Raw genomic sequence first — 13,935 nt, 5'->3', positions numbered from 1 at the left:
AGATGCTGTTCTGTTCGCTCGGCTCGGCCGCCGACGAACTGCGCATCGTAGATGTCACCGCGTTCCCCAATCCGTAAAGGCCGCAGGTCAATACCCGCAGCGACGGCAGCGGAGGAGCCTTACCACCAGTGGTCGTATTCGCGGGACATGCGAATAACCAACTTACTAGTTGACATAATAATCGTTATCGGCAAGGTAAATTGACTGCGGCGCAACGTCATTCGAAGCGCTCCGGGCCGGGCGTCTGTCGGGTGCTGTTTGCCGCCGGCACCCTTATCGTGCGGGCCCGGTTGGCGGCTCTGTGCGGGAACGCGCTCTGGTTACGCCCACGAGGACGTTGCTGCGCTCGCGCGGGTGCGAGGTCGAACGGCGGTGCCGGTTCGACGATGTGTTGAGGGTGAGCGCGTAATTGGCGACGCGCGGCCAGGGTGAATCCGGTGCCGAAGGCTCCTTCTAGTTGACATAACGCCTTGGGATCCTGCCGAGGCCCGAATGCCCACCACGCTGCTTCCTGGCCAGTCGAATTTGGTGAGGAATCCGTGCGGATCGAGAGAACATCCACCTGCCGAGGAACGGGTATGAGCGCTTCTTGGGCATCGCGGGCACTGATCGGCGGACGCATCCCGGGAGCTGCAGGCCTCGGCAATGTCGCAGGGACTTAGCTCGTTGAGTGCCTTTGGTTGCGCTGTGCGATTTGGTCGCGTACGGCGGGGCTGGACTTTACGATGAATCGATTGACCTCGCCCGACTTCCGGAACTTGCCGGTGGCGGAGCTTCGTGTCGTCGCACTGCTCACCAGCAAGGTGTCGGTCGACACCTTGCGTGCAGAAGTCCTTGCGGTTCGTGCGGTCGATTTCATGCTGCCACCTCCCTCGGTGGGTCCAGGGTAGCTCACTACGACGAATGCTGGCCGAAGACACCCGTCCGAATCTCCAGCAAGAGGGACCACTTCTCGGACAGTTCCGCGAAGACCGCATTGACATCGTCAACCTGCTCCTCTGCAACCGGCTCCGTGGAAGCAGCGCTGATTACTCCACACGGCAGCGCAGGCGCGGAGGAGAACTCAACGACAAGCGGCGTTGCTGCTACGGACCGCCATCGTGTGGTTGACCCTGCCTGCGGAATGTCTCGGACGAGTTGCCCGTTGCGTCCAATGCACTGCCCGGCAATCCAGTCGCTGTCATGTCCAGGAACCGCGCGACGCAGATACTCGGGATGGCGGTATGTCCGATCGTTGGCTGCCCACCGGACGAGCCCGCCACCACCATCAGCCAGCCACAACGTCAGGTTCGTGAAGTTGGGTAGCAGATCCTGCAGCGTCTCCAAATCGTGGTTGAGCTCATCGGAATCCCCCTGCTGCAGTATGGAGAAATCTTCGACATGGGTTCGCCATAGGGCGGCGGCTCTCTCACGCGGAGGTAAGTAGCCGCGTACCCCAACGAAGGGTAGTTCGCGAAGGGCTTGAGCGGCGTCGGAGTAGTCGTGCGTTGCGATCACCTGTACCCCGAGTGCTGACCACTGGGTTTTGAGGGCGGCTTCCACGCGGTTGAACTGGACTCGGTCGAGTCCCATGCCTTCTCGTGCAAGGAAAACCAGTACCTCGCCGCTCTCGCCGTCGCACGTGAGGTCATGAATCCATTGCCGAATGTCCGGATCACGATATGACGTTCCAGCCAGGATCAGGGGCCCCTTCTGAAGGGAGTCGTGAAGTGCAGATTCCTGCCAGGTAGTCCGTCGCTGCCCCAACCTGTTGTAGTCGGTCAGCGTGAGAATTACGGAGTCAGACGAGGTAGCGTTCGGGGGAAGAAAGCCGTGTAGATGATGCACCTCGTACGCACCCCTTGGGGCACGTGGGCTGCCCTTTTCTCGACTGAAGACCTCGACTTCCTCCTCGAAATCCGTCGAGGCGTTGCGTAGCGCCGACTCGAGTAAGTCGTCATAGTTCAAAGTGAACAGTGAGATCGCGTCGGGACCACGCCTCTCCGCCAGGGCGGCCGCGGCCGTGTGCAGCGGTGCCGGATCCACAGGTTCTTCGCCGTACAGCGCAGACTTGAGTAACGAGGTCCAGTTGTCCCCGGCAGCATTCTTCGCGGCTTCCGCAACGATGGCCGGATCTTGACCGGCCAAGAAGGCCCTAGCCGTTTCGTGATCCTCGATTGCGCCGCTTGTCGCCAACAGTTCGACTGCGAAGGTGTTCCAGTCGGGCAGACCAGCTGCCGCAGACGCACCTGCCCCCAAGAGCACTCCGACGTGAGAGTCGATTCTCATCGAGGCGAGGATGTCGATCGTCTCTTTCCCAAGCTCTGCGGCGCTCACTGCGATAGTCTCCCATCCGCGCTCCGGTCACGACGATGGACACGGTCAGGCAACGTGCGTGCCTCTCCCCCACCTCCAGAACTCCGTCTTCCACGCCCGCCATGGAGCGGCGATCGCCTGAATGCGCATGCCCGCCACCGCGGACCCATACGCGTCGACGAGATGTCCCACCGACGTCGTGGCGACCAATTGGCCCTAGATCGCGAGGCTCGCGTGTTCGGGTATGCGGGGAATCAAGACGTGGGATCGCGTTCGTCGCACAGGTTGCGCAGCGTGCGGTGATCGGGAGGCGAATAGAAATACGGGTCCAGGACCCGGCGGCCGGCACGCCCGGCAGTTGCAGGTCTGGCGCCGGGTGGCGGCATGAGCGCGCCGCCGATACTCCGCCCGGTCGATCGCACCGCGGGCACGAGCGGTCAGGTTCTCGACGTCCTCACGGTTCGGGTTCCAACCCTCGTGCACGCACTCGTCAACGACTGCACCACCGCGCGCCGCTGACTGAAGTCCGGCTATTGTCAGGGTTCCCTGACATCATGTGGGTGTCAGGTTTCCTGACATCGAGTGGAGGAGGGGGCATGTCCTGGGTGGTGGAAAACGGTGACCACGAGGGGTATGCGACGACGTTGGTCTCGGGTGGGCGCCGTGTCGTCGGTTATCGGGGTGTGGAGATGGAACTCGACGACGGAACCTGGGTGCCCGAAGGAGAGGCGAAAGGTTGGCAGACATGGTGCAGCTGCGGATGGCGGGCACCGTTGCCGTTCGAGCGCGTGACTGATCCCGGCCTCGCACGCCGGCCCGATCAGGCGTACGACGCCTCGGGCGGACCCGCACCGGAGTGGGTCGAGCAGATCTGCCACGCAGAGTGGCTCGACCACGTTCGCCCGCACGAAGCAATCACCTGGGTGAAACGCGCTGCCCTGGAATTGAATGCCGCCGCCGCTCGCCTCGACCGAGCCGTGGCCGCGGCACGACAGTCTGGGACCTCATGGGCTGAGATCGCCCGCGAAGTCGGAATCTCCCGGCAATCAGCACATGAACGGTGGCGACACCTCTGACCGGTCGACCCGAGTTCCCCGCCGTTCTCCTCTCGCCCACCGTTCTGGAAGGAACACTCGATGGCACTTCTGACACTGCACACCGACCGGCTCGACCGACTCACCCCCAGTCGGGTCAACGACGGCTATCACCTTGTGGGTCACTGGCTTCTGCAGAAGGCCGTCGACGCCGAGGTCATCACCTGGGACAAGGCAGTGTGGGGGCACCTGGACCTCGGTGTCGAGCCGGCGGATCGGGACGACCTGCGTCCCCGGGAACTGGTGATCAGTTACATGGTCTCGAAGGACGGGCCGACGATCACCGGCGGGATCTTCGCCGATCTTCCGGACAACTGGAACGAGCTGACCACGGAAGAAGAGGCAGACGTGCCGGCGAGCTTTCCCGACCCCACTCAGCGGCCGGGCGAGTTCCTGGCCCTGGTCGTCGATGAGCTCAACCAGTTGCACGCCAGCACGGAACGTCTCGTTGCTGCGTGGCCGGGAAATACCGGCACACCCCTGATCTGACCAACCCGTCCCGGGACCACCACTGCCGCACAGCCACGCCCACCGGAAATTGCCGACTGTGGCGTCTCACCTGAACCTTCGAGGGAGTCTCACCGTGCCCTGTCGCCCGGATCGCCTTGACGCGATCGCGGCCGAAGCGCTCCGCCGCGGCGCGGCGGCGGCCACGCACCACCTCGGCGGTCTCTACGCGGACATCCATCATGCCGACTGGGACACCCCGCCGGCGAACCTGCCGCGCGAGGTTTGGGACCGGAACTTGCCGAACACCGCACCGCGGCCGGGAAATCACACGAACCTGCCCACCGAAACTGAAAACAGGTCGCCACACCACCAACCGATCTGAGGAGACTCCGCAGATCAGGACCATGAACGATCCATGATCTTTGTCAGTGTGCAGCGACCTGTTGCTCGTCGCGGAAGCCACCATAAACCGCCCCACCGACAACACCGCAGCAGCAACAGCTATCGCGACATCAGCGTGTTCGCCCTGGGGAGTCAATCCGCCGGGGATCGCCTATGGGCGGCGCCGATCCACGGTCACTTCACTCCCGCCCCGGTAGCGAACTGATCCAGCGAGTAGCGACCGTCGGGGCGGCGGACCATGGCTCAGAATCGTCGATTCCCTGACGGTGCCTCACCACCCGCTTCGAGGCCCCACCGGAGCGAAACACGACTGACGCAACCGGTGAGGCACCTACTACACCGCACCGCACTTCCCCTCCGTTACAAGGAGTCGCTCGCACTACTTCGCAGGGCCGGGTTGGGACAACGGCCCAGGTCGTGTGCACCGCCGTGGAGGGCGGAAAGCGCCGGTAGTGGGGTGTATCCCGTCAGGGTGGATTACGCAGGAGCAGTGGCTACCACCACAGGCCCAGTGGCCGATACAGTCCGTGAATGGAGAAACCAATCCATGCTCACCAACCGGGTCAGGAGAAGCCGTCCGCGGACTCAGCCATCCGTGGGGCCGCCTCCGGGGGTGAGCAGGCCGAGGAACTCCTCACCAGAGCCGTCAGCGAGGCTCTCGCGGCAGGCAGGTCCTGGGCCCAGATCGGCGGGCGACTCGGCGTGCCACCTCCAGTCGCCCGTCGTCACGCCGTGGTGACGGAGCGGGACTGGCAGGAGGCCATAGTCGCGCACGAGATCGCCCGGGCTGCCCGGCACAACGATCCAGAACACGGGCGATCGTAGGCCACACGCTGTGAGCAACCGTCGGCGTTTTCAGTTCAGTCCGCGGCATAGGCGTGGCCCGGGCATAAGAGATCCGGGGTGACTGCCCATTCCGCTGCCGTGAGCCATCGTCGCACCGGCTCGGTCAGGTTGCCGTTCTTCGCTTGCTCGGCGAGCGCGCCGGCGAGGATGGGTCCGTCGCCGCAGACGCTGCAGGCGATGTCGAATGCCGGTTGCCCGTGTTCGCAATGCCGACAGTGGTGTCGGCTGATGACCCTCCCCCGGTGATGGGGGTCGGCGTGGAGCCAGGTTACCGCGAGGTCGGCACGTTGGTGCGCTGCCTCGGCGCGGGTGGTCGGTTCGTATCCGCAGGATGGGCACGTCCGAGGCGGGCGGACAGCAGGATCGCCGACCACGCTCGCCTGCGCGGCCGGTGCGCTGTCCTTCTGCCGTTTGTTCAGATGCCCGTAGACCGTGGTGCGCGGCACCTTCAGCATGCCCGCGATCTGCGCGACGGTGTGCTCGCCCGCGTCGTAGAGGCGCTGAGCGAGTTCGATCTGATCCGGGCTGAGCTTCGACGGCCGGCCGCCCTTACGGCCGCGGGCGCGCGCAGCGGCCAACCCGTCTCGAGTGTTCGCCATTATCTAGATGCGAAGCATTCAGAATCTGGCTCCAAGCTGCGAAATCACGACTGATGACCGTAATCGGTCTGTGAGTTACGTGAGCGACAGGCTCTGGGGCCCAGTCGATTCTTCTACCGTTCCCGGTCGCCGACAGATCCCTCGATTCGTCGCGCGCGCCGACAGTCGGCGTGTCGATACCGGTCGAGTTCGTCGCTGGCTGGGGGCTCGGGCCCCGGCGTGGCAATTCAGCAGACGATCAGAGTTGCAATGGCCCCGGCGACACAGCAGTGCCGTGAGGAGGTAACGATGGCACGGGCTGTTCGATTTTTCAACACCATCATGAATAGCCATTATCCAGGGCAAATACGTCGGCTCTCGACGTCGAAAACCAGGGTGGTCGGGGTATTGTCGACGCATGTTGCTCGGCTACGCGCGGGTGTCCGACGCGGATCTGAACCCGGATCATCAGGTCGACACGTTGCGCCGGGCCGGGGTGGCGGCCGAGGACACTTACATCGATCACGCGAGCGGCGCGAAGGCGTCGCGCCCGCAGCTGGATCTTGTGCTCAAGTTGCTCCGCGACGGCGACACGCTGGTGATCACGCGACTCGACCGCCTCGGCAGGTCGGTGCTGCACCTGATCACTCTCGGCGCCGAGCTGCGCGAGCGCGGGGTCGGGCTGAGGGTGCTCGAGCAGGGCCTCGACACCGCCACCGCAGAGGGCCGGGCGATGTTCGGGATGCTCTCGGTGCTCGCCGAATTGTCCCAGGAGCTGACCATCGCGAATACCCGGGACGGGATCGCCGCCGCCCGGGCCCGCGGCCGCAAGGGCGGGCGCCCCCCGAAACTCACCGCCGAGCAGGTCCAACTCGCCCAACGCCTTTACGACGGCGGCGAGCACACCGTCGCCCAGATCGCCGACCTCCTCGGGGTCCGCCGCACCACCCTCTACGGACATCTCAACAAGCAAGCTAAACCCACTGCAGCACAAGACGAGGCGGCGAGCGAGGCTATCGTCGACCCGATCGGCGCCGGGGAACCTGCCCCACGATCAACGCGGTCGGCATGGGCGTGTCCGACCTGTGGGCACGAACCGACCACCCGAGCCGAGACGGCGCACCAGCGTGCCGACCTCGCCGTGACCTGGCTGCATCCCGATCCGACCGCGGAGGGCGGGATCATCACCGGCCACCACTGCTGCCGGTGTCAGCCGGAGCCGCCGGTGATCGACATTGCCTGCGCACTATGCGGCGACGGACCCATCCTCGTCGGAGACCTCGTTCCCGGGGCCGACGACCGTCTGCCTCTGCCCGCGCAGCGATGGCTTTCCGCCGAGGGTTGGTGCATATCGCCAAAGCTGTTGTGCCCCCACCATGCTGACCAAGACCACTAGCGCTGGATGGTGATCATCTCGTTGGCCGAACCCCCCAAGCGATTACGCTGCGCGAGCCGTCAGCCGATCCCTCCGGGAGCATCGTCGGTCCCGTCGGGGCCAATGAGGTGTTGCGTTTGGCTCTGTTCGCCCGGCGGCCGGTGGCGACTGGCTTCCTTCATGTACCGGCGCAGCAGGGTGTTCGCGGTCTCGAGGTCGTCGCGTTGACCGTCGGCCAGCTCGGTCAACCTGGTGTTGGCCTCGCGCAGGTCGGAGTTCTCGGCGCGCAGCTTCGCCACGAGGGTCTCGAGGTCGGCGATGCGTGCGACCAGTTGGGGGCGGTCGATGTTGTCGATTTCGCTGCCGAGGGTGCGCCGCAGCCGCTCGCGGAGCTTGCGCTCGGACTCGCGGAGCGCGGCGATCTCGTGCCGGGCGAGTGCCAGGTCGGTGCGCAGGCTGTCGCTGGACGCGTCGCCAGGCGCGGGCGACGACCGCGGTCGAAGCTCGGGACCGTTGTGCCGTGTCATCGCCTCGCGGACCGCGCTCGCCAGCGCGGGCGTGTTGTAGAGCAGCCAGGTCGACACGCCGGCATCGCGGGCGACCCGCGTGAAGGTGATCCGGGCGCCCGATCGCACGAGTTCGTCCAATGCGGTCAGTGCCTGTTCGTGTTTGGTGCGGCTGAGTTGCCGGCGGGTGGCGAGCAGTTTCGCGGTGCGAGGGTCAGTCATCGGCGCTTCCCCGGTCGGGGATGATCAGCGGCAGGGCTCGTCGGTGCTGGCCCCGGGCACTGCGTATGGTGCCGATCGCGGCGTCGAGCGCGGCGCGTTCTTCGGGATCGAGTCGCTGCAGGTGCCCGGTCATCTTGGCCAGGATCTGCTCGAACATGGCCAGGTTGTAGCGCATGTTCTCCACCACCTGCGGCGCGGCGCACAGCTCGGCCTCCTTCACGTCGGCCTTGATCTTGCGGATCTCGTGCTCGATCTCGGGGATGTAGGAGGGGTCGGGGCGGTAGTGGTCGCAGCCGCCGCATTGAAACCGGATGGGGCAGGCCTTGCCCCCGGACTTGACGTTGGACGGTTCGACGCACCCACCGAGAAGCGTTGACACCGAGCGACGTTCGTATTCGATACGGTCTGCGGCCGGGCGCAGGTCGCCGCGACGGTCCGTCACCAGCCTGCCGACGCGGTCGATCGCCTCACGTTTGCGCTGGTGGCCGATGCGGTAGTACGTCTGGGTCGATCTGAGGTTGCGATGGTCCATCAACGCCGCCAGCACGTCGACGGGCGTGCCGGCATCGGCGTGGTTCTGCGCCCACGTGTGGCGCAGCGAGTAGGCGACCAGATCACGGCGGTCGATGATGCCGGCGGGATGGTCGGCCGTCCGGATCAGGGCGGTCAGTTCGTCGATCGAGTCGATCCACTGACGGAAGATGACGCCGAACGCGTCGGCGGTGAAATGCCGGTCGGAGTACGGATCGGCAAGGTGCAGTTGGGGAAACAGGTAGCCGTCCCCGCGGTCCGGGCGCAGGAGTCGCACCCGCTCGCGCCAGGTGGTGATCACCGCCGCCGTGCCGGCGGTGATGTGCAGTCGCCGGTCGAGTCGGTTGGCCTTGGCGTTGGTGTAGATCAGCACCGGCCCGCCGCCGGGGTCGACGTCGAGGCAGTCGCGGCGCAGTGCGGTGATCTCGCCCGGGCGCCGACCGGTGTCACGCAGCAGCTGGTAGATCGTTTGTCGCAGCTGCGCATAGTCCTCGTTCGTCCAGCCCTGGGCCCGGTGCCCCGCCTTCATCGACGGCCGCAGCAACGCCAGGTTGTGGTCGAGGATCTCGACGATCTCGTCGGGCAGGGCCCGCCCCGGCTCGTCGTCGTTGCGGGCCGGCAGGGGCGCGCGATGTTTCAGGTGCGCGGTGGTGAACACGAAGGAGCCGGGAACGTGGTCGATGTGCCCGGCGGCCCGGCCGTAGGCGAGGACGGTCTTGATGTCCCACAGCCGGCTTTCGGGATACTGACCCGCGTAGGGTGCGCCGTCCACGGTGGTTTTGCGGCGGCAGTGGTCGATGATGGCGGCGATCTCGCCGCGCCCGGCCACCGTCGGGTCGGCGAAGGCGGGGCTGGTCTCGAGGGCTTCCGAGGCCCACGTCAACGCCCTCACCGAGGGCCCCAGGTTCTCGTAGCGGGGATGGGTTTCCTTCGCCCACGTCTTGCCCAGCTCGCGCAGCCAGCGGCAACCGACGGCGGACCAGTCGATGACGACGCGCCGACCGCGTGTGCGGTGGACGCTGGGGAACCGCTCGAGCACCTCGGGTCCCCACCGATCGGCCGCGAACAGGTCGACCCCGTCGAACGCCGCCCGCTGCTGGGTCAGCAGCGGCAACCACCCCCGCAGGAACCTCTCGTCCCGCTCGTATCGGGCGTCGACGTCGAACAATGTGTCCGCACCGCGAGCGGCGGCGAGGAGGTTACGCATGCGCAGCATCGAGATACCGAAGCCCCGCCGGTCGCGTTCTTGCAGCAGCCACAACACCTCGGCCCGGACCGTGTCGGTGCATCCGACCAGTGTGAACTCGTGCGAGCGGATCAGAGGCAGCGCCCGGGCGGCGAAGGCGTGCTGGTCGATCACCGGCTCGCCGCGCTCGCCGCGGGCACGGTACTGGTGGCGGTGGGTCAAGCACAGCGGGGTGGACGAATGAAGAACCTGGTGGCGGCACTGCTCGACGGCACACACTGCCAGGGCGGGAAGCGGGTCCGCTGCGGCCACGAACGCGCTCAAGGAGATGCCGCGTGTCTTCGCGGCCGGCGCAAACCGATTCTGGTGGGTAAAACACAGCCCGGTGGCCGAGTAGCGAGGTCGCGCGCAGCGGACGCCGTCGCCGGTGACGATGCACGACTCGACGACCGTGTCGTGAAAGCGCCGCGTCACACCCTTGCTGCGCGGTCTGCGCCTGGATGTGCAGAACGCGCAGATCGAGTTGCGGGTCCCGGTCGGGTTCACGCACCCCGCACTCGTGCACAGGTACACCAATGTCTTTGGGTTGCCAGGATCCCCGGTGAAGATCAGGGTCTGCGGATTCCACTCGCCGGGACGCCACGGCTCCACCAGTCGTTCGGTCAACAACGCCCGCCACCGCGAGTCGGTCTCGCCCGGTGCGGGCGCGAGCGTCCCCGCGGTAGCTGCCGCGCTCATCGCGTCGTCGCGGGTCGGCAGGACCGCAGCGACGCCACGGTGTCGACCGCGTGGCGCATCAGCTCGTCGGAGGGATGCAGGTACTTCGCGGTCGAGACAGGGCTCTGATGCCCCATCAATTTCTGGACGACGTCGATCGGGGTGCCCGAGCGGACCCAGGCCGTCCCCGCCGTGTGCCGCAGCATGTGCAGCCGCGCCTGCACCCCCGCCCGGCGGGCCACGCGGGTCAGGCAGCTGCGGGTGTTGGGATACTTCATCGCCGTGTCCGGAGCGGTCGACCAGTACAGGTTCACGAACACGAAATCGCACCCGCTGTCCGGGACGAGCCGGTCGCGCTCGTACTGGTAGTCGCGGTAGGCGTCCACCGTCTGTGTGCCCACCGGCACGCTGCGAGGGTAGTGACTCTTCGCGAGCGCACCGTTGTCGTTGAGCCGGCGCCGCACATGCACGTGGGCGCCGGCGATCGTGCAGCCCAGCGCCCGCGAGTCCGGCAACAGGTGCAGGTCCTCACGGCGCAGCCCCAACGTCTCGCCGATCCGCAGGCCGGTCTCGACCATCAGTTGAATCAAGAACAAATCCCTGGCATTCGTTGTCGCGGAAAGCAATGCGCTCACCTCATCGTCGGTGAGGGACTCCGGAGGCCGGGTGATCTCCTTGGCCTTGACGACCTTCGCCGTGACGAATCGGTGGGCGCCGTGCTCGCGCTGCGGCATCATCTCCGGCACAAAACGCAGATGTTTGGCCTCGACGAACTTGTCGACGACGGCGTCGTCGATCCTGCCCATCCGGGCGCAGTACCTCAAAAACTCGACGATCGCCGTAATGTGCGCGTTCACCGTCTTCCCGACCCGCGCTTTGCCCGTTGGACCCGGCTCCGCCTCCAGACCGCGCTTGTACAAAATCAGTTGCGGCAGAGATATCGTGGTCCAGTCAACCCCCTGACAGTGGCACCAGTTCAGGAAACGAGCAAGCCGCGGAATGTAGGCCCGTAGCGTGTTGACGCTCGAACCGCCGCCGTCGAGGTACAACGCGAACTGGGCAACCTCGTGCACCAGATCCAGGCGATCATCAAGCACCAGCCAGGTGACCTTGCCATCGACGGGCCCGATCGCCCTCTCAACCGTGTACGGCCCCTTCACGAGACGAAGCTAACCCACGTCCCTCACAGGGTGTGGGATATCCGCGAGCGACGTCAGCAAGCGTGTTGCAATCCCACGTCCCTCACGAAAGGTTGCGGCATAAAGATAATCGCCACGATCAGCTCGCGCTGAAGCTCGGCCAGAACCGACAACATGCCGAACATGGCGCGGCCCTCGGCGGTGGCGGTGTCGATGCCCTGCTCGAGCACCTTCAGGCCGATGCCGCGCTCACGTAGCTCGGCGCCGAGGGTGACCAGGTGCAGCACCGACCGTCCGAGCCGGTCGAGCCGGGTGATCACCAGGACATCGCCCTCGCGGAGCCGCGCCAACGCCAGATCGAGCTGGGGACGTGACGCTTTCGCTCCACCCGCATGATCGACATGAATGTTCTCGGCGGCCACCCCGGCGCGGACCAAAGCATCGACCTGATGGTCGGGGTTCTGGTCTGCGCTGGAGACACGTGCGTAACCGATCAGCATGTGTCGACAATACCCCGCGTCAAGGTTTTTCGACATAGTTTTACGACACGGGTTATCGACCCCTAAAGCCTGCAAATGCGCTGTTCAGGGCAGATGTTGAAAAGGGATGGATTCTCGACAATCGGGTGCCGGGCCCCTACTCCGCTGTTGCATTTGGCTCTCCGTTTGGCGCCCCCCGGCAATGGGAATGTCACCGGACGGGTCTACTGGGACTGCACTGGTCAGCGAGCTTCGGTCAACGTCCAGCTTTCGGTACGTGCCGGTGTGGGTTCCTCCATCGGGAGCCTGGCTCCGAAGGCGTTGGAGCGCGCCTGTCAGCTGCGTGACGATCCATGCCGGTCCACTAGGAAGTCGTGATCGGCGAACCCGACGCTTGATGTGCGTCCTTCGATTGGGTGCTCGGCATACTGTGGCGGTGGCAGTCGAGCGGGTGGGCTCGAGACCAGAAGGGTGGTGGGTGTAGCTGTGGACAGTGCTGAGGTCCGCGGGTCGAATGCACCCCCACAGGGAGGAAGTTTCCGGTTCTACCTCGACGGCCAACGCTGGCAATGGTCCGATCCCGTTGCCCGGATGCACGGTTATCAACCGGGTGAGGTCACTCCGACCACCGAGCTTCTGCTTTCCCACAAGCATCCCGACGACCACGCGCAGATCGCAGCATTGTTCGAGAAGATGATTCATGCCGGTGAGCCGTTCAGCAGCAAACACCGCATCGTCGACACCGACCGCCGCATTCACCATGTCATCGTGGTGGGCGACCGGATGCTCGACGAGGAAGGCCAGGTCATCGGCACTTCCGGGTATTACATCGACGTCACCGAAACGTTGGAGACCGATCTACGCGACTTCAACACGGCACTGATCGGGGCCGTCGCCGAACTCGAACGATCGCGGGCGGTGATCGAGCAGGCCAAGGGTGCACTCATGCTCGTCTACGGCATCTCCTCCGAACGTGCCTTCGGCATCCTGATCTGGCGCTCGCAGCACACCAACACCAAACTCCGCATCCTCGCCGAACGTTTCGTCGAGAGCCTCACCGCCGAGGCGATGCTGCCCGAGTCGTTTCGCGCCCGCTTCGATCACCTGCTCCTGACCGCACACAAGGACCCGACAGAGGATTAGGGGCACGGGACTGACGGGGTATCCCGCACGAATGAGCACTCGGCCCGCGGGCCCGGGGACGAGACTTGCGCAGCGCGGAAACTGTCCTCTTCCGGACCGTCTCCCAGCCGGGCCGCCCGCCGCTATGTGGTGGTGACGTCGGGTGGGTCGGGCAGGTCGATGTCGAGAACGAGGTCGAGCCAGATGATCGCGTCGGCCAGGGTTTCCGCCCGTAGGGTGATGTCGAATTGTTCTGCGGCGGTGAGCAATCGGATCCCCTCAGCGGGATTCTGGGTGAGGAAGGCCGACACTGTCCGCAGCATCCAACGCTCCGACGGGGGCAAGGATTCGACGTCGACGTCCCCGCCGTCCGTGGACCGGAATTCCAGGATGAATTTCTCTCCTGGGCCTGCGGCACCCAGGCGCGCGATGAGGACGCCGACGATGGCATCGACGACCCAGGCGAGGATGTCGCGGTAGGCCGGCCGACCGTTGGTGGGGTGCGGGTCGGCGCACACTGCGGAGATCTCACACGAGAACCGGGCGGTATCACGGTCACCGACCAGCTGCATCAGTCGACCGCCCAGTGCTGCGGCCGGTGGGCTGGTGGGGCGGCCAGTGTTCGATCCCATGCCCGAGAGTGCCCGGTCCTGGGCACCACCACGCACCTCGGGTCGGCGCCGCGTTCGAAGAACCAGCAGGCGTGGGTGCACCGAGCTGCCCGGAACGGAGAAGGAGAGATGCCCGACCGAGATGACCAAGCCGTTGCCGTTGCCGCGGCCCGGCGGATGGATAACCGGCTTCCTCTGGTTTCTGGGCGGGCGGAGAGCATCGAGATTCTTCGGGCCTGGGGTGGTCTGAGCGCGAGCAAGCCGCGCAGGCGTTTCGATCAGGATTCGCAGTCGGAGGGACGCCCGCAGGAACCGAGGCCAGTAAGCGGATGGACTCGGCCAGCGGGAGCATCGAATCCGGGGCGGTGGTGGTCATGCCGGT

The 13,935-nt window shown here is 65.7% G+C and carries 14 protein-coding genes and 1 pseudogene; 7 read left to right on the top strand and 8 right to left on the bottom strand.

Going from position 1 to position 13,935, the window contains the following annotated elements; genetic code table 11:
* Positions 1–734: 734 nt before the first annotated feature.
* Positions 735–890 carry a hypothetical protein gene (locus tag GFS60_RS32560; protein WP_159928413.1) on the top strand — a complete coding sequence of 52 codons (156 nt, stop codon included), beginning with the start codon at positions 735–737 and terminating at the stop codon, positions 888–890.
* A 4-nt stretch (positions 891–894) separates the two neighbouring features.
* On the opposite strand, the gene GFS60_RS32555 is transcribed toward GFS60_RS32560, so the two are convergent.
* Both GFS60_RS32555 and GFS60_RS40175 read right to left on the bottom strand, forming a co-directional pair.
* A complete protein-coding gene (locus GFS60_RS32555; protein WP_159928411.1) occupies positions 895–2,316 on the bottom strand; it encodes an SIR2 family protein in 1,422 nt (473 codons plus the stop codon).
* Positions 2,317–2,511: 195 nt separating this feature from the next.
* Entirely contained in the window at positions 2,512–2,736 is a 225-nt protein-coding gene (locus tag GFS60_RS40175) for a hypothetical protein (RefSeq protein ID WP_328799853.1), read from the bottom strand.
* Between GFS60_RS40175 and GFS60_RS40170 the strand changes: the two genes are divergently transcribed.
* From GFS60_RS40170 to GFS60_RS32535, 4 genes are all read left to right on the top strand, one after another.
* Positions 2,680–2,814: a hypothetical protein gene (locus GFS60_RS40170; RefSeq protein ID WP_328799856.1), complete on the top strand. Its 135-nt coding sequence runs from the start codon at positions 2,680–2,682 to the stop codon at positions 2,812–2,814. The two genes, GFS60_RS40175 and GFS60_RS40170, sit on opposite strands and share 57 nt — an antisense overlap.
* Positions 2,815–2,891: 77 nt before the next feature.
* Positions 2,892–3,371 carry an AsnC family protein gene (locus tag GFS60_RS32545; RefSeq protein ID WP_159928409.1) on the top strand — a complete coding sequence of 160 codons (480 nt, stop codon included), beginning with the start codon at positions 2,892–2,894 and terminating at the stop codon, positions 3,369–3,371.
* Positions 3,372–3,431: 60 nt separating this feature from the next.
* Positions 3,432–3,878: a hypothetical protein gene (locus tag GFS60_RS32540; RefSeq protein ID WP_159928407.1), complete on the top strand. Its 447-nt coding sequence runs from the start codon at positions 3,432–3,434 to the stop codon at positions 3,876–3,878.
* Positions 3,879–4,772: 894 nt separating this feature from the next.
* Positions 4,773–5,066 (top strand): hypothetical protein, encoded by a 294-nt coding sequence (locus GFS60_RS32535; RefSeq protein ID WP_159928405.1) that lies wholly within the window; start codon positions 4,773–4,775, stop codon positions 5,064–5,066.
* Positions 5,067–5,101: 35 nt separating this feature from the next.
* Here GFS60_RS32535 and GFS60_RS32530 read toward each other — a convergent pair.
* Positions 5,102–5,689: pseudogene (locus GFS60_RS32530) on the bottom strand (helix-turn-helix domain-containing protein); the annotation flags it as partial.
* Between the two features lie 394 nt (positions 5,690–6,083).
* Between GFS60_RS32530 and GFS60_RS32525 the strand changes: the two are divergent.
* The gene (locus tag GFS60_RS32525) at positions 6,084–7,061 is read left to right on the top strand and encodes a recombinase family protein (protein WP_159928401.1); all 978 of its coding nucleotides are present in this window, start codon (positions 6,084–6,086) and stop codon (positions 7,059–7,061) included.
* A 59-nt stretch (positions 7,062–7,120) separates the two neighbouring features.
* On the opposite strand, the gene GFS60_RS32520 is transcribed toward GFS60_RS32525, so the two are convergent.
* From GFS60_RS32520 to GFS60_RS32505, 4 genes are read right to left on the bottom strand one after another with little or no spacing between them, the layout of a single operon-like run.
* Positions 7,121–7,768 (bottom strand): DUF6262 family protein, encoded by a 648-nt coding sequence (locus GFS60_RS32520; protein WP_159928399.1) that lies wholly within the window; start codon positions 7,766–7,768, stop codon positions 7,121–7,123.
* Positions 7,761–10,223 carry a tyrosine-type recombinase/integrase gene (locus GFS60_RS32515; RefSeq protein ID WP_159928397.1) on the bottom strand — a complete coding sequence of 821 codons (2,463 nt, stop codon included), beginning with the start codon at positions 10,221–10,223 and terminating at the stop codon, positions 7,761–7,763. Before GFS60_RS32515 ends, GFS60_RS32520 begins: the two co-directional genes overlap by 8 nt.
* The gene (locus GFS60_RS32510) at positions 10,220–11,362 is read right to left on the bottom strand and encodes a tyrosine-type recombinase/integrase (RefSeq protein ID WP_159928396.1); all 1,143 of its coding nucleotides are present in this window, start codon (positions 11,360–11,362) and stop codon (positions 10,220–10,222) included. The genes GFS60_RS32515 and GFS60_RS32510 overlap by 4 nt, the downstream gene beginning before the upstream one ends.
* A 53-nt stretch (positions 11,363–11,415) precedes the next feature.
* Entirely contained in the window at positions 11,416–11,841 is a 426-nt protein-coding gene (locus tag GFS60_RS32505; RefSeq protein ID WP_236603610.1) for a recombinase family protein, read from the bottom strand.
* A 453-nt stretch (positions 11,842–12,294) separates the two neighbouring features.
* Between GFS60_RS32505 and GFS60_RS32500 the strand changes: the two genes are divergently transcribed.
* Positions 12,295–12,963: a PAS and ANTAR domain-containing protein gene (locus GFS60_RS32500; protein WP_159928394.1), complete on the top strand. Its 669-nt coding sequence runs from the start codon at positions 12,295–12,297 to the stop codon at positions 12,961–12,963.
* A gap of 122 nt (positions 12,964–13,085) precedes the next feature.
* On the opposite strand, the gene GFS60_RS32495 is transcribed toward GFS60_RS32500, so the two are convergent.
* A complete protein-coding gene (locus GFS60_RS32495) occupies positions 13,086–13,574 on the bottom strand; it encodes a hypothetical protein (RefSeq protein WP_159928392.1) in 489 nt (162 codons plus the stop codon).
* Between the last annotated feature and the right edge of the window lie 361 nt (positions 13,575–13,935).

Origin of the sequence: Rhodococcus sp. WAY2 (assembly GCF_009859915.1) — a bacterium.
Taxonomy (GTDB): domain Bacteria; phylum Actinomycetota; class Actinomycetes; order Mycobacteriales; family Mycobacteriaceae; genus Rhodococcus_F; species Rhodococcus_F oxybenzonivorans.
Note: the sequence above shows the minus strand (reverse complement) of the source record. Positions and strands in the feature narration are given on the sequence as shown.

Excerpts from the sequence above, each read along its gene's own strand:
- GFS60_RS40170 (WP_328799856.1), top strand. The coding sequence starts at position 2,680 with ATGAGCGCGCCGCCGATACTCCGCCCGGTCGATCGCACCGCGGGCACG.
- GFS60_RS32545 (WP_159928409.1), top strand. The coding sequence starts at position 2,892 with ATGTCCTGGGTGGTGGAAAACGGTGACCACGAGGGGTATGCGACGACG.
- GFS60_RS32540 (WP_159928407.1), top strand. The coding sequence starts at position 3,432 with ATGGCACTTCTGACACTGCACACCGACCGGCTCGACCGACTCACCCCC.
- GFS60_RS32535 (WP_159928405.1), top strand. The coding sequence starts at position 4,773 with ATGGAGAAACCAATCCATGCTCACCAACCGGGTCAGGAGAAGCCGTCC.
- GFS60_RS32525 (WP_159928401.1), top strand. The coding sequence starts at position 6,084 with ATGTTGCTCGGCTACGCGCGGGTGTCCGACGCGGATCTGAACCCGGAT.
- GFS60_RS32520 (WP_159928399.1), bottom strand. The coding sequence starts at position 7,768 with ATGACTGACCCTCGCACCGCGAAACTGCTCGCCACCCGCCGGCAACTC.
- GFS60_RS32515 (WP_159928397.1), bottom strand. The coding sequence starts at position 10,223 with ATGAGCGCGGCAGCTACCGCGGGGACGCTCGCGCCCGCACCGGGCGAG.
- GFS60_RS32505 (WP_236603610.1), bottom strand. The coding sequence starts at position 11,841 with ATGCTGATCGGTTACGCACGTGTCTCCAGCGCAGACCAGAACCCCGAC.
- GFS60_RS32495 (WP_159928392.1), bottom strand. The coding sequence starts at position 13,574 with ATGGGATCGAACACTGGCCGCCCCACCAGCCCACCGGCCGCAGCACTG.